We start from the raw sequence: 20,836 nt of genomic DNA on the forward strand, positions 1-20,836 counted from the left end.
CTCGTCGCCGGGTCAGCCCGGCCTTTGTATCTTGGTCGATAGATGTATCAGCGTCTCTGACCCTTTTACACCGTCAATCTCTCCGATCCGGTCCAGCGCCCGGTCCAGCGCGGCGGTCGTGGGCGCCGCCAGCGTGAGCACGAGGTCGGCGCGGCCGGAGGCGGTATGCGCCGCCTCCACTTCCGGCATCCGGTCCAGCCGGGCGATCACCGCCGCCGTGGCACGCGGTTCAAGGGCCAGAAGGACGGTGGCGCGGATCTGATCGGCTTTGGCCGCATCTCCCAGCCTGAGCGCATAACCCGCGATGACGCCGGTTCGTTCCAGCCGTTCGAGCCGCGCCTGCACGGTGGAGCGCGCGAGGTCGAGGTCGCGGGCGAGGGTCGCGACCGGGATGCGGGCGTTTTCGCCCAGCCGTGCGATGAGGCGGCGGTCGGTTTCGTCCATATCGTCGGTTCTTTCGTCGTTTTGACGAAAGAAAAGCACGAAACGCCCGTTCTGTCGTTATGAATCGACGGAACTCGGCCTCACGCTTTCCAAATGAATACGCGTGAGGGCAGGATATGAGCAGGTATTCCCGCATCTGGTCGACCGAGATCGATCATCTGAAATCCGTAACGCCGGATCATCCGGTGCTTTATTTCTCGCCGGAAACTCTCGCGGATACCGCGCGGCGGTTTCGCACCGGGTTTCCGGGGCTCGTGACCTATGCGGTGAAGGCCAACGACAATCCGGCAGTGATCGACACGCTGGCGCAGGCCGGTATCCGCGCCTTTGACGTGGCCTCGCCCGCCGAGATCGCGCTGGTGCGCGCGGCGGTGCCGGGCGCCGCGCTCCATTACAACAACCCCGTCCGCAGCCGGGCGGAGATCGACGCGGCGGTGGAGGCCGATGTCGCCTCCTATTCCGTCGACGGTCCGGGGGAACTCGCCAAGCTCAGCGGCCGCGTGCCTGAAGGGCGCGAAGTCTCCGTCAGGCTCGCCCTGCCGGTGCCGGGCGCCGCCTATGACTTCGGCGCCAAGTTCGGGGAGCCGCCGGAGGGCTGCGTGACGCTCCTGCAATCGGTGGTCGAGGCGGGCTTCACCCCGGCCATGACGTTTCATCCCGGCACGCAATGCACCGATCCCGGCGCCTGGGGGCGGTACATCGAGACCTGTGCAGAGGTCGCACGGCAGGCCGGTGTGCGCCTCTCCCGGCTCAACGTGGGCGGCGGCTTTCCGTCCGACCGTGGCAAAGGGGCCGCGCTGGAGCCGATCTTTGCCGAGATCGCCCGCGCCACGGCACTGGCGTTTCCCGACACCCCTCCGCGTCTCGTGTGTGAGCCGGGGCGCGCGATGGTAGCCGAATCCTTTTCACTGGCCGTGCGGGTGAAGGCATTGCGTGAATGCGGCGGGCTGTTCCTCAACGACGGCATCTATGGCCTGCTCGCCGAGGTGCCGATCATGGGGCCATATGCCCGTTTGCGGACCGTCACGTCCGAAGGCCGCCCGCGCAATGGCGCGCCTCATCCGCGGGTGCTTTATGGGCCAACATGCGACTCGCTCGACCGGCTTCCGGGTGAGGTCGGGCTGCCCGGCGACGTGGACGAGGGCGACTTTCTTATCTTCGACGGGATGGGTGCTTACTCCACTGCAACCAATACGCGATTCAATGGCTACGGGGCGCATGAAATCGTGACGGTGCGCCGGGGTGGACATCGCGCGACGCAAAGCTAGGGTGACGTTCGTCAACGCGCGGGAGTCATCATGGAAAAGTTCGGCAAGTCTCAATCTTATGCACGGCTTGAGGATGTTCGCTTTCTGAAAGGCGAGGGGGGATACGTCGACGATATCGCTCCCGAAGGATCGTATTACGGCTATTTCCTGCGGTCCCAAGTGGCGCATGGCACCATCACCACGCTCGACGCCGAAGAGGCGCGGGCTTTGGATGGGGTGCATCTGGTGCTCACCGCCGAGGACCTGGAGGCAGCCGGCGTGAGCATGGCAATGTACGCGGCGACCGTGAAGAACATCGATGGCTCAAAGGGTGCGACCCCTGCGCGACCCCCGCTGGCCAAGGGCAAGGTGCGCTTCGTGGGGGAGGCCGTGGCCTTCATCGTCGCCGATACCATCGACACCGCCCGCGACGCCGCTGAAATGATCGAGCTGGAGCTCGACGAACTCGACGTGCATATCGACATCGCGCCGGGCGGGCCGCTGGTCCATGACGATGTGGCGGACAACCTCGCCTACGACTACGGATTGGGCGACCGCGACGCGACCGAGGCGGCGATTGCCGAGGCCGCACACGTCGTGACCTGCAATGTCGAAGACACCCGCGTGGCCGCCGTGTCGATGGAACCGCGCGGGGCCTATGCCGAAACACTGGAGGGCGGACGCCTTCACATCGCGCTGTCGGGGCAGGGAGTCTGGGGGCCGAAAGACCAGATTTCTTCGGCGCTGGGCATCGCACCCGAGGATCTGCGGGTGACGAATCCGGACGTCGGCGGTGGTTTCGGCATGAAGGGGCAGATGTACCCGGAATACATCGTTCTGTGTCAGGCGGCGCGGGCGCTGGGACACCCCGTGCGCTGGATGGCGGATCGCACGGAGTCGCTCCTGTCCGACAATGCCGGGCGGGCCGTGCGTCATACCGCGACTCTCGCCTTCGATGAGAATTTCAGGATCACCGCCTACAAGGTCGACACCGTCTCGGACCTGGGCGCCTATAATTCCCAGTTCGGGCAAATGATGCAGTCGCACCTGTTCGCGCGTGTGCTGACCGGCGTCTACGACATCCGCACGGCGTGGCAGAACGCCAAGGGGGTCTATACCAACACCGTGCAGGTGGATGCGTATCGCGGAGCCGGGCGGCCCGAGGCGATCTATCTGCTCGAGACGATGATGGACCGCGCTGCGCGCATTCTGGGTGTCGATGCCTGGGATCTCAGGCGCAAGAACTTCATCCCGCCCGAGGCCTTTCCCTATGACACCGTGTCGGGCGAAACCTACGACGTGGGCGACTTCAACCGCGTACTGGCGCGGGTGGCCGAAGAGTGTGACCTCGGCGGATATGCCAAGCGAGCGGAAGAGAGCGCGAAGGCGGGCAAGCTGCGCGGTATCGGGCTCGCCTATTACATCGAGTCGATCCTCGGGTCGCCCGAGGAGGACGCGACGCTTGAGTTCACCGAGGACGGGCGGGCGCTGCTGTACGTTGGTACCCAGTCCAACGGACAGGGGCATGAGACGGTTTATGCCAAGTTCCTGTCCGATCAGACCGGGATTCCGGTCGACAAGATCGAAATCGTGCAAGGCGACAGTGACCGCATCGCGCGGGGCGGCGGCACCGGCGGGTCGCGCTCGGTGACGGTTCAGAACAACGTCACGCTGACGACGGTGGAGACGACCGTCAGGAATTTCACAGCTTTCCTCGCCGAACTCGAGGGCGTGGACGAAAGCGCGGTGACATTCGATGACGAGGTGTTCCGCATCGAGGGCTCCAACCTGACCCCGACGATGCTGGACGCGGCGGCGCTGGCGAAGTCGAAAGGGCGGGAGGACATCTTGCGCGTGACCGAGACCGCCAAACTCCCCGCGCGGTCCTTCCCGAACGGCGCGCATGTCGCCGAGGTGGAGGTCGATCCCGAGACGGGCCAGAGCGCGCTTGTCCGCTATACGGTGACGGACGACTTCGGAAACCTCATCAACCCGATGCTCGTCGAGGGACAGGTCCACGGCGGCGTCGTGCAGGGCATGGGACAGCTTATGATGGAACATCTCGTGACCGACGAGGACGGGCAGATGCTGACCGCCTCCTTCATGGATTACGCCATGCCGATCGCCGAGCTGGTTCCGTTCTTCAAATTCACGACCGAGCCGGTTCCCTCGACCGCGAATGTCATGGGGATGAAGGGTTGCGGCGAAGCGGGGACCGTTGGTTCGATGGGTGCCATCGGCAATGCGCTGACGGATGCGCTGTGGCAGGTTGGCGTGCGTGAACCGCAGATGCCCTACACGCCGATGCGCGTGTGGCAGATGATCCAGGACGCCAAGTGATGATCAGGGGCGGGTCATGTCACTGAAGACAAGGCTCAACCGCGCGCTCCACGGGCTCACCGATGGCGGGTTCACCCGGTTCCGCAAATGGCTGCGTGGCCGGGTGCTGTCGGCGGGTGCCGACACGCCGGCGCGCGAACCGGTCACCCATGTCATCGTGCTGGACGGCACCATGTCGTCGCTGGAACCCGGTGAAGAGACCAATGCCGGGATCGTTTACCGCATGATGGACGAAGTGCGCCGCTCGGGCCACGGGGCCAAGATTTCGGTTTATTACGAGGCGGGCATCCAGTGGCGCGGGTGGAAAAGCGCCTGGACCGTGGCGACGGGCAAGGGGATCAACCGGCAGATCCGGCGCGCCTATGGCGTGCTCGCCTCGCGCTACAGGCCCGGCGACAAGATCTTTCTCTTCGGGTATTCGCGCGGCGCTTTCGCGGTGCGCTCGCTCTCCGGTCTGATCGGGCGGGTGGGGCTTTTGAAGGCCGAACATGCGACCGAGCGCAACGTGTTACAGGCCTATCGCCATTACGAGGCCGAGGAGATGACCGAAAGCGCGCGGGCTTTCTCACAGGCCTTTTGCCACGAGGACACGACCATCGAGATGATCGGCGTCTGGGATACGGTGAAGGCGCTGGGCCTGACCTGGCCGGTGATCTGGCGGCTGTACGAGCCGCGCCATCGCTTCCACGACGCCAATCTCGATACACATGTGCTGCACGGCTACCATGCTCTGGCGCGGGACGAGACGCGCGATGCCTACGAGCCGCTCTTGTGGGACACGAGCGCGGAGTATCCGGGGCGGGTCGAGCAGGTCTGGTTTCCCGGCAGCCACGGCGACGTGGGCGGGCAGGTAGCGGGCTTCACCGCTGCCCGGCCTCGCGCCTTCGTCTCGCTCCACTGGATGCTGGGCAAGGCCGAGGCGGTGGGCCTGACGCTCCCTGAAGACTGGCACACACGGTTCCCGCCGAACCCGGATGCGCCTTCGATGGGCACGTTTCACGGCTGGGGCAAGATCTTCGTGCTGCGCTCAAAACGCCGGCGGGGCCACGATCCGTCGGAAAGGGAGTGGACGCCCGAGGTGTCGGAGGAGGGCGCTACGCCGGCGCCACAATCTGCATGACCATGCAGGTGGTCGAGCCGGTGGCGTAGAGCTTGCCATCCGCCACGCCGCGGATTTCGCCGTTGGCCACGCCGGTCGAGCGTCCGCCATGCTGGATCGTGCCGACCGCCTCGATCTCTGTGCCCAACGGGATCGGGCGCACGATGTTGATCTTGTATTCCAGCGTCGTGTAGGTCGAGCCCTTGGGCACCGTGGTCATCACCGCACAGGCCATGCAGCTGTCCAGAAGCGTTCCGTACCAGCCGCCGTGAACCGCACCCATCGGGTTGCAGTACTCGAAGGTGGGGGTGCCGCGAAAAGTGACGCGTCCGGGGGCGACTTCGGTCGCGACGTAGTTCATCACCTGTCCGATGGGCGGACCCGGGAATTCACCCGCCACCATCCGCTCCATGTATTCGAGCCCGCTCATCGACAGGGCCTCGTCCATCGAAATCAGGTCGTCCTGCGTCGCCGCAAATGTCATCGCGTGTCCTCCCGCGCCGACCGTCGCGCGGTGCGGACCGACGGACAAGTGTGACGTTGGGGCGCTCAGGTGTCGGGCAGGTAGTCGGCCAGCGCCGGGATGGACTGGGCAAGGCCGTCGGCCACGAATTCGTCCACTGTTTCGCGCCCTTCGAAGATGTTGGAGACGGCCTGAAGCGTCCCGGCGACCTCGCCGTTGTCCTTCCAGTCAATCATCGCGCCGACCGCGAGCCGAACGGAGCCATAGCACCCCGCTTCGGCACGCCGCGCCTGCACCGCGATGACAAAGGCCGTCTCAGCTTCGGCCTCGGTCTCGACAAGTTCGATGGTGGTCTTGCCCAGTTCCGCGCGTGCGATATCGGCTGCGGCCCCGGGGTCGGTCCAGCAGTCGTCCTCGGTCATGTCCGTGACGATGACAGTCATGGGAGAGATGTTGGTTTCGGTCAGCGGGGTCTGTTCCTGCGCCAGTGCCGGGGCGGCGAAGGCGAGGGTCAGAGCCGTGGCGAGGCGTGCGGGCATCGGGCGTCCTTTCGCAGTGCAGGTGCAGCGTGAGGGCCGTGCCGCGCGATGTCAAACGGGCGTCATTCGGCGGGAAAGCCGCCCAGTTCCGTGCCGACGAAATGGTCCATGATCGCCGGGATCACAGCGTTCAGGTTGTCATAGCCTTCGAAGTTGGCGCCGCTGTCGCGCAGGATCACCCGGACCTCCTCGCCCGCCCATGTCGCGGGCCCGCGCAGGTCGAGGAGCATGTTGCCGTAACAGCCCCCGTCGCGGGAGGCGTCGACGTAAAGGAAAAGCGTCGTCGCAGCCTCCTCCGGGTCGTCGGTATGCGCGATGCCGACCCCGTCTAGCGCCCGCTTGGCGATATCAGCGGCCTGATCGGCCGACGTCCAGCAGCCGTCTTCGGCCTCGTCCAGATACTCGAACATGACCGGCGCGATGTTGGACTTGGTGTAGGGGTGGACCTCTTCGTTCTGGGCGATGGCGGGGGTGGTGATCAGGGCCAGGGCGGCGGCGAAATGCTTAAAAGTCATGGAATGTCCCGGGTTCCGGTTGAATGTACGACCCAGTTTCCATACGAGGCGTCTCACCTGTCAACGTCTTTACGCGAAACGCAAAATTTTTGCTTCACGCGCTGTTGACTCGATGTGCTCCGCTGCCTACCTATCCGCCGTTAGCACTCGCGTATCGTGAGTGCTAACGGGAACAATGAGAGTTGAGGAGCCTCTGAAATGGCATTTACTCCCCTGCACGACCGTGTGCTCGTCGAGCGCGTCGAAAGCGAAGAAAAGACCACCGGCGGCCTGATCATCCCTGACAGCGCGAAAGAAAAGCCCGCCGAAGGCGTGGTTGTCTCTGTTGGCGCCGGCGCGAAGGACGACGACGGCGACCGCATCACGATGGACGTCAAGGAAGGCGACAAGATCCTGTTCGGCAAATGGTCCGGCACCGAGATCACGCTCGACGGCAAAGAGATGCTGATCATGAAAGAATCCGACATCATGGGCATCATTGCCTGATCGCCGGACCCTCTAACCAGATATTCAGGAGCTGACGAATGGCTAAAGAAGTCAAATTCGACACCGAAGCCCGCAACGCAATGCTGCGCGGCGTCAACACCCTGGCCAATGCGGTCAAGGTGACCCTCGGCCCGAAAGGCCGTAACGTGGTCCTCGAAAAATCCTTCGGCGCCCCGCGCATCACCAAGGACGGTGTGTCCGTGGCGAAGGAAATCGAACTGGAAGACAAGTTCGAGAACATGGGCGCGCAGATGGTCAAAGAAGTGGCCAGCCGCACCAATGACGAAGCCGGCGATGGCACCACCACCGCGACCGTTCTGGCACAGGCCATCGTGACCGAAGGCATGAAATCGGTTGCCGCCGGCATGAACCCGATGGACCTCAAGCGCGGCATCGACACCGCGACTGCCAAGGTCGTGGAAGCGATCAAGGCTGCGGCCCGTCCGGTCAATGACTCCGACGAAGTCGCTCAGGTCGGCACCATCTCGGCCAACGGCGAAACCGCCATCGGCCGCTTCATCGCCGACGCGATGCAGAAAGTGGGCAACGAGGGTGTCATCACCGTCGAAGAGAACAAGGGCATGGAAACCGAAGTGGATGTCGTCGAAGGCATGCAGTTCGACCGTGGCTACCTCTCCCCCTACTTCGTGACCAACCCCGACAAGATGATCGCGGAGCTCGAAGACTGCTACATCCTGCTGCATGAGAAGAAACTCTCGTCGCTGCAGCCGATGGTCCCGCTCCTCGAGCAGGTCATCCAGTCGCAGAAGCCGCTCCTCATCATCGCCGAGGACGTCGAAGGCGAAGCGCTGGCCACCCTCGTGGTCAACAAGCTGCGCGGCGGTCTGAAGATCGCGGCCGTCAAGGCGCCGGGCTTCGGTGATCGCCGCAAGGCCATGCTTCAGGACATCGCGATCCTGACCGGTGGCCAGGTGATCTCGGAAGACCTGGGCATGAAGCTCGAGTCCGTGACGATGGACATGCTCGGCACCGCCAAGAACATCAACATCTCGAAAGAAGAGACGACGATCGTTGACGGCGCTGGCGACAAGGCCGAGATCGAAGCCCGCGTGTCCCAGATCCGCACGCAGATCGAGGAAACCTCCTCGGACTACGACAAGGAGAAGCTGCAGGAGCGTGTTGCCAAACTCGCCGGCGGTGTGGCTGTCATCAAGGTCGGCGGCATGACCGAGACCGAAGTGAAAGAGCGCAAGGACCGTGTCGATGACGCCCTGAACGCGACCCGTGCGGCCGTGCAGGAAGGCGTGATCGTGGGCGGCGGTGTCGCTCTCGTCCAGGGTGCCAAGGTGCTCGAAGGTCTCGAAGGCGAAAACGCCGACCAGACTGCCGGTATCGCCATCGTGCGCCGCGCGCTGGAAAGCCCGCTTCGCCAGATCGCCGAGAACGCCGGTGTCGACGGTGCCGTTGTCGCGGGCAAGATCCGTGAAAGCGACGACGTCAAGTTCGGCTTCAACGCGCAGACCGAAGAATACGGCGACATGTTCGCCTTCGGCGTGATCGACCCGGCCAAAGTGGTTCGCACCGCTCTGGAAGACGCCGCTTCGATCGCCGGCCTGCTCATCACCACCGAAGCGATGGTAGCCGACAAGCCGGAAGAAAAAGGCGCTGGCGGCGGCGGCATGCCCGACATGGGCGGCATGGGCGGCATGATGTAAGCCGATCCATCGGATCAGTTCGAAAGGGCGTCCCTCGGGGCGCCCTTTCTTTTTGACCTCATGTGGACTGGGGGCGTCGTGCTGATACCGCCGCGGTCAGGGCCAGCGCCCAGCCGATGAGAAGCTCGGCAATGAGTTTCGTGGTTTGTGTGACCACGAGTGACTGGCTCGCCGACCGTGCGGCGCCTTCGGGGTCCAGGATGCCGCCGACGCTGCCAAGCCCGCAGATGTCCCACGTCGCAAAAGCGAAGAACATATAGCTGGCCACCCGCCAGTTGCGCGCACTGGAGTCATCGGCACGCCCGCCGCCGGTGGTGAGAAAGAGTGCCACGATCACAAGCAGGATGATCAGGCCCATACCGGCGAAATAGGCCGTATAGGGCCCGGGCAGGGCGGGGATGCACCAAAGGCCAAGCCAGACCACCGTGCCGATCCCGAGACCGACGCGGAACCGGCGAGATGCGCCCTGCCCGCTCAGGGCGCCAAAGGTCAAACAGGCCGCACCGAGGTGGAAGGACAGCATCCAGAGGATCGTCTTCGCCGCGCCCCAGATCAGTGCGTAGTCGGGCCCCGTGCCGTTGTTGCCGGTGCTTCCATGTTCGAGGAACCTCAGATAGCTGGGAAGAACAAAGAAGTTCCCGAGATAGCAATAGGTCAGGAGCAGAATTCCAATCAGGAACCAGGGCCGCAAGACGGATCGGGTGATCGTGTCAGTCATGTCGTGTCTCCGAAGTGGCGTCTTGGCCGAGGTCGGCCTCGATTCGGGCGAGAATTGATTGAAGCGTTTTGCATTCAGCTTCCGTGAGCGGTTCGACCAGTGCGGTCATGCGAGCGAAAATGTCGGGCAGGATCGACAGGAGGAGGGCGGTGCCCGCCTCGGTCAGCCCAACGGTCTTGCGCCGTCGGTCGGTCTCGCCAGCGCTGCCGTATTCGACCAAACCATCGCGGGCGAGGCCGGTGACGAGCCCGGTGGTGGAGGCGCGCGTGACACCGATCCGTTCGGCAATGACCGATGGGGCGAGCGGTCCGCCTGCGGCATGCAACGTCATCAGGACCGAATAGCGCCCCGGCGAAAGTCCGTGTTCTCGAAACCTGTCCGCGAACCCACCTAGCAGACGCTTGGAGACGCGCAGAAGGTCCTGCGCGGCGCGCAACGCGTGCGGGTCGATGCCGGCGAAAAGGTCTGGGTGGCGCTCGACAAGGCTCGGCGCTGGCGTGTCGTTCAGGCGAAGATCCGTATCAGTCATTTTTGCCATCAAGGTGATTAGGAACCTAATCATTAGGGTCCAAACTTAATTCGTCAACGTATTTCGCAGATCCGTCGCATCGCGTCTTAAAACCAGGACCCATCGCACCTATGTGAAGGGGAGTAACATTAAGAACGGGGACAGATCATGTTGCGCCAATTCCTACTCATCATTCTCATGGTGGCGGCGACACCGCTCGCCGCGCAGGACACGAGCCGAATGACCTTCGGCGGGGACGTCTATGCGGCCGGCCGCACGGCTTCGGTCGGCGAAGCCGTCGAGGGCGATCTTTTCGCCGCCGGCAACCGGGTCGAGGTCGAAGGCGAGGTCACGGGCAGCGCCCACCTTGCCGGACGGCTGGTCTCGGTTGACGAGGCTATCGGCGGAAACCTTTACGCGGCCGGTATGGACGTTGAGGTGAACGCCCCGGTGGCGGGCGGCGTTACGGCGATGGGCAACTCCGTGACCCTCTCGGACACCATCGAGGGCAACATCCGCGCCATGGGCGGAGACGTGATGCTCGGCGGCACGGTCGCGGGCAGCGCCATCCTGGGCGGCGAGTCCATCGAGGTTAATGGCGAGATTGCGGGCGATCTGTCGATTGCCGGGGCCAATGTCGACTGGGGCGAAGCCGCCAGCGTCGCAGGCACCGTCATCTTCTATGCCGAAGACGAAGAGGACGTGAACGTGCCCGAACGGGTGGCGCCCGCCGACCGGGTGGAATTCCGCAGTGTCGAAGGTTGGGAAGAGGATATCGAGGCTGCGACGGAACAGGCCACGCCCGGATTCTGGGCCAAGCTGACCGGGCTATTCGGTGGTGTCATCCTGACAACGCTGGTTGCCACGCTCGTCGCCGCCCTCGCACCGGGCTTTACCGCCACCCTGCGCGAGCGTGCGCTCGCCTCACCGCTGAGAAGCCTGTGGATGGGGGCGTTGGGCCTCGCCGTGGCCGCAGGCTCGACCGTCGTGCTGGCCATGACGGGCATCGGTATCTTCCTTGCTCCGCTCTCGATTGCATTTGCCGTCGCACTGGGCTTTGCGGGCTACGTCACCGGGGCTTACCTGCTGGGCGTCTGGGCCGTGAACCTGGCCGGGCAGGGGCTGCCGGATTCGACCCTGGACCGGGCCATCGCGGCCTTCGTGGGGGCGGCACTTCTGGCGCTTGTCATGCTGATCCCGTTCATCGGGTGGCTCGCGGTGTTCGCGGTGCTGCTGATCGGTATCGGCGGCCTGGTGATCCGCGTCTTCTCGCCGGTCTTTTTTGAGGAGCCTGCGTAAGCGTGAGGCGGCTGCTTACCCTTACACTGGTCCTGTCCGCGCTGGCTCTGCCGGCGCGGGCGGACTGCGTCGTGCTCCTGCACGGCCTCGCCCGGACCTCGGCCTCGCTCCTCGTCATGGAGGAAGCGCTGGAAGAGGCGGGCTACGACGTGGTGAACCGCGACTACCCCTCGACCGAAGCACCCATTGCCGAGCTGGTGGAGGCCGCCGTGCCCCCGGCCGTGGAGGCCTGCGGCGCCCAGCGGGTCCATTTCGTCACCCACAGCCTTGGCGGCATCCTTGTGCGGGCGTGGCTGGAGGATCACCGGCCCGACAATATGGGCCGCGTCGTCATGCTTGCCCCGCCCAACAAGGGCTCATCCGTGGTCGACGACCTCGCCGGGTTCGCGCCCTACGAATGGATGATGGGGCCTGCGGGTTTGCAACTCGGCACCGGGCCTGATGCCACGCCGAACCTGCTTGGCCTGCCGGAATTCGAACTGGGGGTGATCGCGGGCAACCGTTCGCTGAACCCGATCCTGTCGGCGATGCTCGAAGGGGCGGACGACGGCAAGGTAGCGGTAGAGGCGACCCGGATCGAGGGGATGAGCGACCACATCGTCCTGCCGGTTACCCATACTTTCCTCATGTCCAATCCGACCGTCATCGCGCAGGTCCTTTTGTTTCTCGAAACAGGCGCGTTCGACCATGCGATGACCTTTACCGGCGCAGTGAGCGAGATCGTCGAGGAGACGACAGAGTAACGCGCCAGCTTGACCCCCCTGATGGCGGTCGCTAGGGCGGGGCGAACCCGAAGGAGACCCCGATGCCCACATGGACCGCGCTCACCACGCTCCTAGGCAAGTCCAAGGCCGACGCTCTGGGCGAGGCGATGGAGACGCTCATCCCCGAACCCACAGGAATCGGTGTGTTCGAGATGGAGGACGACAGCGGGCTGTGGGAGGTCGGCGGCTACTTCACGGAAGAACCGGACCATGCCGGGCTCGCGCTGTTGTCCGCGATGCATGGCGCCAAGGATTTCGCTGTCTCCGAACTGCCGGAAGTCGACTGGGTCGCTCATGTCCGGCGCGAATTGCAGCCGGTCGAGGCCGGCCGCTTCTTCGTTTATGGTGCACATGATGCCGAGCGGCTGCCGCAGGGGCGCGTGGGGCTCAGGATCGAGGCATCGATGGCCTTCGGCACCGGTCACCACGGCACGACGCTGGGCTGCCTCGAGGCTCTGGACATCATTGCCGACAAGGGAATCGTCGCGCGCAACGTCGCCGACATCGGCTGCGGCACGGCCGTGCTCGCGATGGCCGCGGCCAAGATCTGGCCCAACCCGGTGATCGCCTCGGACATAGACGCGGTCGCGGTGGAGGTGGCCCAGGCCAATGTGCGCGCGAACGGGGTCGAGGACCGGGTGCATGTGGTGGAGGCCGCAGGCTTCGACCATCCCGACCTCAAGGCCGCGCAGCCCTTCGACCTTGTCTTCGCCAATATCCTCAAGGGTCCGCTGATCGGGCTGGCCCCGGACATGGGTGTGGCGGTCGCGCCCGAGGGGCGGGCGATTCTGTCCGGCATCCTCAATCCGCAGGCCGATGAGGTCATCGCGGCCTACCAGAAAGCAGGCTTCACCCTGGACCGGCGTGCCGAGCATGGCGACTGGACCACGCTGACCCTTCTGCGCAAGCCCGCTTAATTTCGCACAGTTCGTGTCATATTGCCGCCGGAATTAAACATATAGTGGTCAGTATAGTTTTCACGCGAACAGGCGAAAGGTCAGCCGTCATGGCGGACATGAAGCACAAGAATTTCGAGCATCGGGTGCAGCGCATCGAACGCGGGCACCGCAATCTGTCCAGCGGATTCGTCAAGTTGGAGGAGCGCAACGGCCTGCTCGTCCCGGTCAAGAAGGTCCGGTCCCGGCGCGGGTTTCCGTGGCGCGGCCTGTTCCTCGTCCTCGTCGTGTTCACGCTGTTCAAGGCGACCCTGCTCGCCTATCTCGGCCCGATTTCCTATATCGACCAGCACGCCAAGCTCGAACAGGGCTCGATCGTCGAACAGGCCGGTGCCTGGATCATGCGGCCTGATGCTGCAACGGTCTATCTCTCCGGCGTGATTTCGCCGGTGGTCGGGATTCTCAACAGGATCGCCGAGCTGACGACCTGAGCGCGTCTCAGGACAGGTCGATTTCCACCAGCCCCAGAAGCCGCGCGCTTTCCGTCGACAGGATCGCCGAATTGAGCCCCTCACCGATCTGGAAGGTGCGGATCGCCTTGCGCGTGGTTTCGTCCAGCGTGCCCGAGACGGGGCCGCCGTAAAGCCCGCGTGCCGAGAGGGCGCGCTGGATCGAGGCGATGAACTCCGGCGTCCAGCGCGGGGGGCAGGGGGTTTCGAAATAGATCGGCTCGCGCCCGTCCACGATCTTGGCCTCGGTGACGGTTTCGTATTTCGCGGGCGCGATGATGTTGCCGGTCGGGCCGATCCTGGCCTCCTCCACCAGCTTGTGTTCCGTGACCTGCTCCACCGTCGCGGGGGTCACATCCTTGCCGTAGCACGCGCCGGGGCGCGCGCCGGGGGGGCCGAGGGTGAAGTCGGTGATGATCTCCTCATCGCCGAAGTCGGCGCGGGTGACCTCCTGCGTCGGACCGGTCCGGGCGCAGCCGGCAAGGGCGAGACACAGGGCTGCCATGGCCCCGGTGGTGCTGAAAAATACGCGATACATACTGCTCGGCGTCCTTGTTGCGGACTGTTTGGCGCGACAATAGCGCGATTTGTGTAACCGGGCTAGTCCTGGAAGGCGGACCGGGCGGGGGGCTGCGCAAGGCTGTCGAGCATCCAGGAGATATCCTCGACCTGATCCGCGACGATATGGGCCACGCCGCTCTGACGCTGGATTTTTCCGGTCACGCGCAGACAGCGACCCGCGACCACCGCCCGACGGAAGCGTTCGTAAACCGCACGCCAGACGACGATGTTGGCGATCCCCGTCTCGTCCTCCAGCGTGATGAACACCACCCCGTTGGCGGTGCCGGGACGTTGGCGGACGAGTACGAGGCCGGCCACCGTGATCCGCGCGCCCTCAGGCGGCCGGTCGAGCATCCGGTGGGGCACCGCGTGGGGCGGGCGCGGCCAGCCGCGTGGCCCGGCGTGGGCGGTGGGAGGGGCGGGGTAGAGCATGTGAACAAAGTAAGAACATTTTGGGGCGGTGCGCAAGGCGGCACAGGTGGCGAACCGGGGTGGACCCTTGCGCGTCCCTTGGCTAGAACACCGCAAAAGTGCATTCGGAGACCCTCATGGCGAAGATCACCTACATCGAGCACAACGGCACCCGACACGAAGTCGACGTCGCCAACGGCCTGACCGTGATGGAAGGCGCCCGCGACAACGACATCCCTGGTATCGAGGCCGACTGCGGCGGGGCCTGCGCCTGCTCCACCTGCCACGTTTATGTGGCTGAAGAGTGGGTCGAAAAGCTGCCGGGCCGCGAGGCGATGGAAGAGGATATGCTCGACTTCGCCTACGAGCCCGATCCGGTACGCTCGCGCCTCACCTGCCAGCTTCAGGTCTCTGACGCACTCGACGGCCTTGTCGTCCAGATGCCTGAAAAGCAGATCTGAACCCTCTGTTGGCAAGCGGTGCGCGCTGACGCGCGCGCTCTCTCGTCTCGGACCCGCCTGAGGCGCGTCCTCGGGAAAGTCGCCCGGCCCCGGCCGGTCACGTTTGCGTGGCGAGGGCGCCCGGCGCTGGCCTTCGCGCCGTTGGCCCGGCAGCATGGATGCGAACAGGCGGAGGGTTCCATGCTGATACGTTCCACGCTCGCTGTCCTCGCGCTCGCCGGCGCGGCCCAGGCCAAGGACGTCTCGGGCGCGTCCTATGTCGAGCCGACCGATGCCTATGGACATGGCGCAGTGAAGAACGGCGAATATGCCGGGCTGCGTATCGACTACGATGACGGTTCCCATAACGTGATCCGCTTCGACGGTGCGGTGTTCGAGGATACCGCCCCCCGGCTGCACGACTTCGACGGCGACGGCACGCCGGAGGTGGTCGCCGTGCTCTCGGGCTTTCGGGTGGGCGCGATGGTGCAGATCTTCGACTTTGACGGGGAATGGGCGCGGCCCATCGGAAACACGCAACCGATCGGGCAACGTCACCGCTGGCTCGCCATCGCCGGGATCGCGGATTTCGACGGGGACGGTGTGGATGAGGTTGCCTATGTCGACCGCCCACACCTCGCCCGCATCCTGCGGCTGGCGCGGGTAGAGATGAATGGGGGCAAGGCCGTGCTCACACCTGTCGCCGCTGTCGAGGGGGTGACGAACCACCTGCTCGGGACGCCGGAAATCGAGGGTGGTGTGCGCCATTGCGCGGGCACGCCGCCTGCGATCCTTACCGCCAATGCCGACTGGAGCCGGATTGTCGAGACGATCTGGGACGGGGCCGGTCTGGTGTCTACGGAGGTCGGGGACTATGCCGGGCCCGAGAGCTTCGCGCCGTATCTTGAGTGCGCGTGAGGCGGAGACGGACCTTTGTTGTTGCGGCGTGGGCATAGGCCCACAGGCTTGAGCGGGGGCCAGCCCCCGCACCCCCGAGGTATTTTCGGACCCAAGAAGATCAGGCGTCGGGCGCGCTTCGCGACAGGATCTCATCAAGCGTGTCAGCCAGGGCTGCGGGATTGATGCGCGGGCGTTTGCGCCAGGGCCAGTTGCCATAGGTGAGGACGGCGCCCAACAGGATCAGGAACAGCGTCGGGATCGCCGCTTCGAGCAAGCGGTCCGAGCCGATGCCCGAGGCCAGCGCAGCGACCGCGAGGATGAGGCCGCCGAGGAGCGTGCCGAGCCCCACGAGGAACATGCCCCAGCGCCCGCCCCGGATCACGCCGAGTGCGATCTGCTGACCGGGCCGCGCCAAGGCCAGCGCACGCAGGGTCGCGGCGCAGGCGGCGAGGTGGGTGCGGGCGTCAGGATCGGCGTCGTAGCCGACGCGTCCGCCGGTGTAGCCGATCGACCGTCGCAGCTCTGGTGTGTAGAGGTCGAGGCGCACCATGCGGTTGCCCTTGATCACCTGGTTGGTGAAAGCCGCGTCCTCGACCAAGGCCGCGTCGAGGGTCCAGTTGTCGTCGAGCGCGAGGCGGGTGCCGTCTACTGTCAGGGTATCCGCGCGGGCCAACAGCGCGGGCTTCCAGCGGAATGTCTCGGGCGCAGCCATGCTCAGAGTGCGCGCCAGCCGATGTCGGAGCGGTTGAAACCCTCGGGCCAGTCGATTTGGTCGATCATCGCGTAGGCCGTGTCGCGGGCCGCTTGCAGCGAGTCGCCGCGCGCCGTGACGTTGAGGACGCGGCCGCCTGAGGCGGTGATCTGGCCGTCCCGTTCGCGGGTGCCGGCGTGGAACACCATCTGTTTCGAGGTCTCCTCGATGGCGTCGAGTCCGGAGATTACCGACCCCTTTTCATACGCGCCGGGGTAGCCGTTCGCCGCCATCACCACGGTCATGGCGTGGTCGTCGGCCCAATTCACCTGACGGCCCGCGAGGCGGCCTTCGGCGCAGGCCAGCATCAGGTCGAGCGCCTGTGCGCCCAGCCGCATCATCAGCACCTGACATTCAGGGTCGCCGAAACGCACGTTGTATTCCACGAGGCGGGGCTGGCCGTCCTCGATCATCAGGCCCACGTAGAGCACACCCTTGTAGGGCCTCCCGCGCTCGGACATGACCCGCATGGTGGGGGCCACGATCTCGTCCATCGCCTTTTGCACCACGGCATCGGTCAGGACCGGAGCGGGGGAATAGGCGCCCATGCCGCCGGTGTTGGGTCCGGTGTCGTCGTCGCCCACGCGTTTGTGGTCCTGCGCCGTTCCGATGGGGAGGAGCGTTTCGCCGTCCGACAGGACGAAGAGCGAGCCTTCTTCGCCGGTCATGAATTCCTCGATGACCACCTCGGCCCCTGCCGCACCGAATTCGCCACCGAACATGTCGTCGATGGCGGCGAGCGCCGTATCCTCGTCCATCGCGACGATCACGCCCTTGCCGGCCGCCAGACCGTCGGCCTTGACCACGATGGGGGCGCCCTGTTCGCGGATATAGGCTTTCGCAGGTTCGGCTTCGGTAAAGTGGGCGTAGGCGGCCGTAGGCGCGTTGGCCGCGTCGCAGATCTCTTTGGTGAAGGCCTTGGAGGCTTCGAGTTGGGCCGCGGCGCGCGATGGGCCGAAGGCGAGGATGCCGGCAGCCTCGAGCGCATCCGACACGCCAGCTGCCAGCGGTGCCTCGGGGCCGATGATGACGAAGGTGATGGCGTTCACGTTGCAGAAGTCGACGACCTTTTCGCCGTCCTCGACGTCGAAGGTGGCGCATTCGGCGATCTGGGCGATGCCCGCATTGCCCGGCGCGACGATCAGCTTGTCGCATTTCGGGTTCTGCATCACGGCCCAGGCGAGGGCGTGTTCGCGGCCACCGCCGCCGAGGATAAGGATGTTCATCGGGCACGTCCCTTACTATTTTGCACGGGGAATAGCAGATGGCGGGGCCGGGGCAAGGTAGCGACATGATCGATGAGGCGCTCTGCGCACGAATTGGGGTGTATGATTTCGGAAATCTCGGGGCGGAAGGCTTTGCGGATCGGCTGGCCACCGAGCAGGGATGGCCCACGGTCTTGCCTGCAAGGCGGTGCGCGAGTATCTGCGCTTCGCCTATCTTGCGATGGTGGCGCGCGAGCCGCTGACGCCGTCGCGCGTTGTCGATGCGTGGCATCTCCATCTGCAGCTGCCGGATTACGGGACATTCTGCGACGACGTGCTTGGGCGACCGTTTCGCCACGCGGTCAGTGACGGCCCGGCGGCCAAGGTCCGCAACCGGCTGCACTACCTCGCGGCACGGCAACGCTACGCCGAGGAATTTGGGGAACACCTGCCCCAGACACATTGGCCGGGACGCCCGGTGCGCGGGTCGCTTTGGATATGGGCGGGGATCGGCGCAGGGCTTTCGTGCCTCGGCGTCGGTCTCGTGCTGTTCGAGGTGCAACAGGAACTGCGCGCTTTCGCGCTCGTGGGAGCCGCGACCACAAGTGTTGGCGCGGCCGCGCTGGTGCGCCTTGGCGTGTCCGTGCATCGCGGGCAACGCGGCGTGGCGGACTGCGCCCACTATTTCGTCCACGACACGGACGCAGGTAACGACTGGCCGGCGGGGGATGGCCGGGCGCAACGGCGGCAGGAACAGGGGCGACGGGGTGTCCGTTTAGAGGGCAACGGAAACGAAAAGGAGGACGTCATGTCCGATCTGAACGGCAAGAAAATCGCCATCCTCGCCACCCACGGTTTTGAACAGTCCGAGCTGGAAGTGCCGCTCGACAAGCTCAAGAAGGCCGGGGCCGAGGTCCATGTCATCGCGCCAGAAGGCGGCGAGATCAACGGCTGGGACGAGAGCGACTGGGGTCGCCCCGTGAAGGTCGATCTTGCGCTGGGTGACGCAAAGGCCGCGGACTACGACGCACTCGTCCTGCCGGGCGGGCAGATCAACCCCGACCTGCTGCGGGTCAATACCGAGGCGCTGGCCTTCGTGCGCGCGGCTTTCGCGGGCGGCAAGACCATCGCAGCCGTCTGTCACGCACCCTGGCTGCTAGTCGAGACCGGGATCGCGAAGGGGCGTCACATGACCTCGTATCCTTCGGTCAAGACCGACGTGCAGAACGCGGGCGGCCTGTGGGAAGACAGCGCCGTGGTGACCGACAACGGCATCATCACCTCGCGCAACCCCGGCGACCTCGACGCCTTCTGCGACAAGATCGTGGAGGAGGTGAACGAGGGCACGCACCACCGTCAGGCGGCCTGACCTTTTCTTCGGCCTCTGGGTCGGGCATGGTCCGCCCATGTCTGACCTGATCGAAGATTCCGGCATCGGGGGCAACGCCCCGGAATTCACCGTCTCGGAGTTGTCCGGGGCGGTGAAACGCATGATCGAAGGGGAGTTCGGCCACGTCCGCATTCGGGGCGAAGTCGGGCGCGTGTCGCGCCCGCGCTCGGGCCATGTCTACCTCGATCTGAAGGACGACCGCGCCGTGCTTTCGGGTGTGATCTGGAAGGGCGTGATGGCCCGGATCGCGACCCCGCCCGAAGAGGGTATGGAGGTGATCGCGACAGGACGGCTCACCACCTTTCCCGGGCAGTCGAAATACCAGATCGTCATCGACGATATCGCGCCCGCCGGAATGGGCGCGCTCATGGCGATGCTGGAGAAACGCAAGGCGGCGCTGGCCGCCGAGGGGCTGTTCGCAGCCGAGCGCAAGCGGCCCCTGCCGTTCCTGCCGGAGGTGATCGGTGTGGTGACATCGCCCTCGGGCGCGGTCATCCGTGACATCCTGCATCGGCTGCGTGAGCGGTTTCCCCGAAAAGTCCTGATCTGGCCCGTCGCCGTGCAAGGTGAGCGTTGCGCGCCGGAAGTGACGCGCGCGATCGAGGGCTTTAATGCGCTGGCACCGGGCGGGGCGTTGCCGCGCCCGGATCTGCTGATCGTGGCGCGTGGCGGCGGGTCGGTCGAGGACCTGTGGGGTTTCAACGAGGAAAGCGTCGTTCGGGCCGCTGCGGCGTCGGATATTCCGCTGATTTCCGCCGTGGGGCACGAGACTGACACCACCCTCATCGACCATGCCGCCGACCGGCGCGCGCCCACCCCCACGGCGGCCGCCGAGATCGCGGTGCCGGTGCGGCGCGATCTGCTTGCATGGGCTGCTGAGCAGGAGGCGCGGCTGACCGCGGCGCTCACGCAGGGCATCACCCGGCGAGGTCAGCGGCTCACCGACCTCGCCCGCGCCCTGCCGCGCGCCGAGGCGCTGCTCGATACGCCGCGCCAGCGGCTCGACCGGGCGGGCGACCGGCTCCCCGCCGCGCTGATTGCCAAGGTTCGCCATGAGGATGTGCGATTGAACCGGGCTTCGGGAGGGCTGCGGCCTTCGGTCCTGACCAACCGCGTGACGACGCTGCGCGAGCGCGTGACGGACCGCGCGGGGCGGCTGGGTCCGGCGCTGGCCCGGCCCGTGGAGGCGCGGCGGCGCGACCTCGCACGCCTCACGCCGCGCCTCGACCCGGGGAGGATCGGGGAGGCGAGGGCGCGCAAGGAACGGGACTTCGACGCGCTCGCAGCCCGGCTTTCGCGCGTCGGACTTGCGCAGGTGGAGGGCTGGCAGAAGCGGCTCGATGCGCTCGACCGAATGAGACAGACGCTGGGCTATACCGAAACGCTCAAGCGCGGCTATGCCGTGGTGCGCGGCGACGGGGCGGTGGTTACGACCCGCGACGGCGCGGCGGCGGCCAAGGCGCTCGAAATCGAGTTTGCGGATGGTCGGCTGGACGTCGCCGGCGGCGCGGGCGAGGCGACGCCCAAGCCATCGACGCCGTCCAAGACCTCGAAAAAGTCCAAGGATACGCCGCCAGAGCAGGGTTCGCTCTTCTGAAATGTCGAAAAAGGTGCGGGCTGTCGCCCGCGCAGGATTTGCGCCGCCCTGCCTCCGGCAGGTCGTCGCGGTCGGGGG

The 20,836-nt window shown here is 65.5% G+C and carries 23 protein-coding genes; 13 read left to right on the top strand and 10 right to left on the bottom strand.

All coding sequences use genetic code 11. The features are described 5' to 3' along the window. Positions 1-12: 12 nt before the first annotated feature. Positions 13-444 carry an Lrp/AsnC family transcriptional regulator gene (locus B2585_RS15900; protein WP_292024926.1) on the bottom strand — a complete coding sequence of 144 codons (432 nt, stop codon included), beginning with the start codon at positions 442-444 and terminating at the stop codon, positions 13-15. Between the two features lie 116 nt (positions 445-560). On the opposite strand from B2585_RS15900, the gene B2585_RS15905 reads away from it, so the two are divergent. From B2585_RS15905 to B2585_RS15915, 3 genes are read left to right on the top strand one after another with little or no spacing between them, the layout of a single operon-like run. Continuing rightward, entirely contained in the window at positions 561-1,712 is a 1,152-nt protein-coding gene (locus B2585_RS15905) for a type III PLP-dependent enzyme (RefSeq protein ID WP_292024927.1), read from the top strand. 30 nt (positions 1,713-1,742) lie between these two features. After that, positions 1,743-4,031 carry a xanthine dehydrogenase family protein molybdopterin-binding subunit gene (locus tag B2585_RS15910; protein ID WP_292024928.1) on the top strand — a complete coding sequence of 763 codons (2,289 nt, stop codon included), beginning with the start codon at positions 1,743-1,745 and terminating at the stop codon, positions 4,029-4,031. Positions 4,032-4,047: 16 nt separating this feature from the next. After that, on the top strand, positions 4,048-5,151 hold the full coding sequence (locus tag B2585_RS15915; protein WP_292024929.1) for a DUF2235 domain-containing protein: 1,104 nt from the start codon (positions 4,048-4,050) through the stop codon (positions 5,149-5,151). Here the strand turns inward: B2585_RS15915 and B2585_RS15920 are convergent. From B2585_RS15920 to B2585_RS15930, 3 genes are all read right to left on the bottom strand, one after another. Next, complete coding sequence (locus tag B2585_RS15920; RefSeq protein WP_292024930.1) at positions 5,126-5,614, bottom strand: PaaI family thioesterase; 489 nt, start codon at positions 5,612-5,614, stop codon at positions 5,126-5,128. The two genes, B2585_RS15915 and B2585_RS15920, sit on opposite strands and share 26 nt — an antisense overlap. A 65-nt stretch (positions 5,615-5,679) precedes the next feature. Then, a complete protein-coding gene (locus tag B2585_RS15925; RefSeq protein WP_292024931.1) occupies positions 5,680-6,132 on the bottom strand; it encodes a hypothetical protein in 453 nt (150 codons plus the stop codon). Positions 6,133-6,194: 62 nt separating this feature from the next. Continuing rightward, positions 6,195-6,647 (bottom strand): hypothetical protein, encoded by a 453-nt coding sequence (locus B2585_RS15930; RefSeq protein ID WP_292024932.1) that lies wholly within the window; start codon positions 6,645-6,647, stop codon positions 6,195-6,197. A gap of 198 nt (positions 6,648-6,845) precedes the next feature. Between B2585_RS15930 and B2585_RS15935 the strand changes: the two genes are divergently transcribed. Then, complete coding sequence (locus B2585_RS15935) at positions 6,846-7,133, top strand: co-chaperone GroES (RefSeq protein ID WP_292024933.1); 288 nt, start codon at positions 6,846-6,848, stop codon at positions 7,131-7,133. A 38-nt stretch (positions 7,134-7,171) separates the two neighbouring features. Next, positions 7,172-8,809 carry a chaperonin GroEL gene (groL, locus tag B2585_RS15940; protein WP_292024934.1) on the top strand — a complete coding sequence of 546 codons (1,638 nt, stop codon included), beginning with the start codon at positions 7,172-7,174 and terminating at the stop codon, positions 8,807-8,809. Between the two features lie 58 nt (positions 8,810-8,867). Here groL and B2585_RS15945 read toward each other — a convergent pair whose 3' ends face one another. Both B2585_RS15945 and B2585_RS15950 read right to left on the bottom strand, forming a co-directional pair. Then, a complete protein-coding gene (locus B2585_RS15945; RefSeq protein WP_292024935.1) occupies positions 8,868-9,527 on the bottom strand; it encodes a hypothetical protein in 660 nt (219 codons plus the stop codon). Continuing rightward, a complete protein-coding gene (locus B2585_RS15950; RefSeq protein WP_292024936.1) occupies positions 9,520-10,056 on the bottom strand; it encodes a MarR family winged helix-turn-helix transcriptional regulator in 537 nt (178 codons plus the stop codon). The genes B2585_RS15945 and B2585_RS15950 overlap by 8 nt, the downstream gene beginning before the upstream one ends. A gap of 147 nt (positions 10,057-10,203) precedes the next feature. Here B2585_RS15950 and B2585_RS15955 point away from each other — a divergent pair, with 147 nt between their 5' ends. From B2585_RS15955 to B2585_RS15970, 4 genes are all read left to right on the top strand, one after another. Beyond that, positions 10,204-11,334, top strand: coding sequence for a hypothetical protein (locus B2585_RS15955; protein WP_292024937.1), 1,131 nt, complete (start codon positions 10,204-10,206; stop codon positions 11,332-11,334). A 2-nt stretch (positions 11,335-11,336) separates the two neighbouring features. Next, on the top strand, positions 11,337-12,077 hold the full coding sequence (locus tag B2585_RS15960; protein WP_292024938.1) for an alpha/beta fold hydrolase: 741 nt from the start codon (positions 11,337-11,339) through the stop codon (positions 12,075-12,077). A gap of 62 nt (positions 12,078-12,139) precedes the next feature. Beyond that, complete coding sequence (locus B2585_RS15965; RefSeq protein ID WP_292024939.1) at positions 12,140-13,015, top strand: 50S ribosomal protein L11 methyltransferase; 876 nt, start codon at positions 12,140-12,142, stop codon at positions 13,013-13,015. A gap of 89 nt (positions 13,016-13,104) precedes the next feature. Further along, positions 13,105-13,485, top strand: coding sequence for a hypothetical protein (locus B2585_RS15970; protein WP_292024940.1), 381 nt, complete (start codon positions 13,105-13,107; stop codon positions 13,483-13,485). Between the two features lie 7 nt (positions 13,486-13,492). On the opposite strand, the gene B2585_RS15975 is transcribed toward B2585_RS15970, so the two are convergent. Together B2585_RS15975 and B2585_RS15980 are read right to left on the bottom strand one after the other, a co-directional pair. Beyond that, positions 13,493-14,041 carry a peptidoglycan-binding domain-containing protein gene (locus B2585_RS15975; protein ID WP_292024941.1) on the bottom strand — a complete coding sequence of 183 codons (549 nt, stop codon included), beginning with the start codon at positions 14,039-14,041 and terminating at the stop codon, positions 13,493-13,495. Positions 14,042-14,103: 62 nt separating this feature from the next. Beyond that, the gene (locus B2585_RS15980; RefSeq protein ID WP_292024942.1) at positions 14,104-14,496 is read right to left on the bottom strand and encodes an OB-fold nucleic acid binding domain-containing protein; all 393 of its coding nucleotides are present in this window, start codon (positions 14,494-14,496) and stop codon (positions 14,104-14,106) included. Positions 14,497-14,612: 116 nt separating this feature from the next. Here B2585_RS15980 and B2585_RS15985 point away from each other — a divergent pair, with 116 nt between their 5' ends. Then, positions 14,613-14,936, top strand: a complete 324-nt coding sequence (locus tag B2585_RS15985; protein WP_292024943.1) for a 2Fe-2S iron-sulfur cluster-binding protein — start codon at positions 14,613-14,615, stop codon at positions 14,934-14,936. 180 nt (positions 14,937-15,116) lie between these two features. Further along, the gene (locus B2585_RS15990; RefSeq protein ID WP_292024944.1) at positions 15,117-15,833 is read left to right on the top strand and encodes an FG-GAP repeat domain-containing protein; all 717 of its coding nucleotides are present in this window, start codon (positions 15,117-15,119) and stop codon (positions 15,831-15,833) included. 100 nt (positions 15,834-15,933) lie between these two features. On the opposite strand, the gene B2585_RS15995 is transcribed toward B2585_RS15990, so the two are convergent. Both B2585_RS15995 and purD read right to left on the bottom strand, forming a co-directional pair. Then, complete coding sequence (locus B2585_RS15995; protein ID WP_292024945.1) at positions 15,934-16,527, bottom strand: hypothetical protein; 594 nt, start codon at positions 16,525-16,527, stop codon at positions 15,934-15,936. Between the two features lie 2 nt (positions 16,528-16,529). Further along, positions 16,530-17,792 (bottom strand): phosphoribosylamine--glycine ligase, encoded by a 1,263-nt coding sequence (gene purD / locus B2585_RS16000; RefSeq protein ID WP_292024946.1) that lies wholly within the window; start codon positions 17,790-17,792, stop codon positions 16,530-16,532. 787 nt (positions 17,793-18,579) lie between these two features. Between purD and B2585_RS20700 the strand changes: the two genes are divergently transcribed. Then, a complete protein-coding gene (locus B2585_RS20700) occupies positions 18,580-19,140 on the top strand; it encodes a type 1 glutamine amidotransferase domain-containing protein (RefSeq protein WP_292025000.1) in 561 nt (186 codons plus the stop codon). Positions 19,141-19,177: 37 nt separating this feature from the next. Then, positions 19,178-20,758, top strand: a complete 1,581-nt coding sequence (xseA, locus tag B2585_RS16010; protein WP_292024947.1) for an exodeoxyribonuclease VII large subunit — start codon at positions 19,178-19,180, stop codon at positions 20,756-20,758. Positions 20,759-20,836 lie beyond the last annotated feature (78 nt).

The sequence above is a fragment of the Maritimibacter sp. UBA3975 genome, assembly GCF_002384975.1.
Taxonomy (GTDB): Bacteria; Pseudomonadota; Alphaproteobacteria; order Rhodobacterales; family Rhodobacteraceae; genus Maritimibacter.

What these genes read in the sequence shown, in the direction of transcription:
- B2585_RS15900 (WP_292024926.1), bottom strand. Translation starts at nt 444, where the DNA reads ATGGACGAAACCGACCGCCGCCTCATCGCACGGCTGGGCGAAAACGCC.
- B2585_RS15905 (WP_292024927.1), top strand. Translation starts at nt 561, where the DNA reads ATGAGCAGGTATTCCCGCATCTGGTCGACCGAGATCGATCATCTGAAA.
- B2585_RS15910 (WP_292024928.1), top strand. Translation starts at nt 1,743, where the DNA reads ATGGAAAAGTTCGGCAAGTCTCAATCTTATGCACGGCTTGAGGATGTT.
- B2585_RS15915 (WP_292024929.1), top strand. Translation starts at nt 4,048, where the DNA reads ATGTCACTGAAGACAAGGCTCAACCGCGCGCTCCACGGGCTCACCGAT.
- B2585_RS15920 (WP_292024930.1), bottom strand. Translation starts at nt 5,614, where the DNA reads ATGACATTTGCGGCGACGCAGGACGACCTGATTTCGATGGACGAGGCC.
- B2585_RS15925 (WP_292024931.1), bottom strand. Translation starts at nt 6,132, where the DNA reads ATGCCCGCACGCCTCGCCACGGCTCTGACCCTCGCCTTCGCCGCCCCG.
- B2585_RS15930 (WP_292024932.1), bottom strand. Translation starts at nt 6,647, where the DNA reads ATGACTTTTAAGCATTTCGCCGCCGCCCTGGCCCTGATCACCACCCCC.
- B2585_RS15935 (WP_292024933.1), top strand. Translation starts at nt 6,846, where the DNA reads ATGGCATTTACTCCCCTGCACGACCGTGTGCTCGTCGAGCGCGTCGAA.
- groL (WP_292024934.1), top strand. Translation starts at nt 7,172, where the DNA reads ATGGCTAAAGAAGTCAAATTCGACACCGAAGCCCGCAACGCAATGCTG.
- B2585_RS15945 (WP_292024935.1), bottom strand. Translation starts at nt 9,527, where the DNA reads ATGACTGACACGATCACCCGATCCGTCTTGCGGCCCTGGTTCCTGATT.
- B2585_RS15950 (WP_292024936.1), bottom strand. Translation starts at nt 10,056, where the DNA reads ATGACTGATACGGATCTTCGCCTGAACGACACGCCAGCGCCGAGCCTT.
- B2585_RS15955 (WP_292024937.1), top strand. Translation starts at nt 10,204, where the DNA reads ATGTTGCGCCAATTCCTACTCATCATTCTCATGGTGGCGGCGACACCG.
- B2585_RS15965 (WP_292024939.1), top strand. Translation starts at nt 12,140, where the DNA reads ATGCCCACATGGACCGCGCTCACCACGCTCCTAGGCAAGTCCAAGGCC.
- B2585_RS15970 (WP_292024940.1), top strand. Translation starts at nt 13,105, where the DNA reads ATGGCGGACATGAAGCACAAGAATTTCGAGCATCGGGTGCAGCGCATC.
- B2585_RS15975 (WP_292024941.1), bottom strand. Translation starts at nt 14,041, where the DNA reads ATGTATCGCGTATTTTTCAGCACCACCGGGGCCATGGCAGCCCTGTGT.
- B2585_RS15980 (WP_292024942.1), bottom strand. Translation starts at nt 14,496, where the DNA reads ATGCTCTACCCCGCCCCTCCCACCGCCCACGCCGGGCCACGCGGCTGG.
- B2585_RS15985 (WP_292024943.1), top strand. Translation starts at nt 14,613, where the DNA reads ATGGCGAAGATCACCTACATCGAGCACAACGGCACCCGACACGAAGTC.
- B2585_RS15990 (WP_292024944.1), top strand. Translation starts at nt 15,117, where the DNA reads ATGCTGATACGTTCCACGCTCGCTGTCCTCGCGCTCGCCGGCGCGGCC.
- B2585_RS15995 (WP_292024945.1), bottom strand. Translation starts at nt 16,527, where the DNA reads ATGGCTGCGCCCGAGACATTCCGCTGGAAGCCCGCGCTGTTGGCCCGC.
- purD (WP_292024946.1), bottom strand. Translation starts at nt 17,792, where the DNA reads ATGAACATCCTTATCCTCGGCGGCGGTGGCCGCGAACACGCCCTCGCC.
- B2585_RS20700 (WP_292025000.1), top strand. Translation starts at nt 18,580, where the DNA reads ATGTCCGATCTGAACGGCAAGAAAATCGCCATCCTCGCCACCCACGGT.
- xseA (WP_292024947.1), top strand. Translation starts at nt 19,178, where the DNA reads ATGTCTGACCTGATCGAAGATTCCGGCATCGGGGGCAACGCCCCGGAA.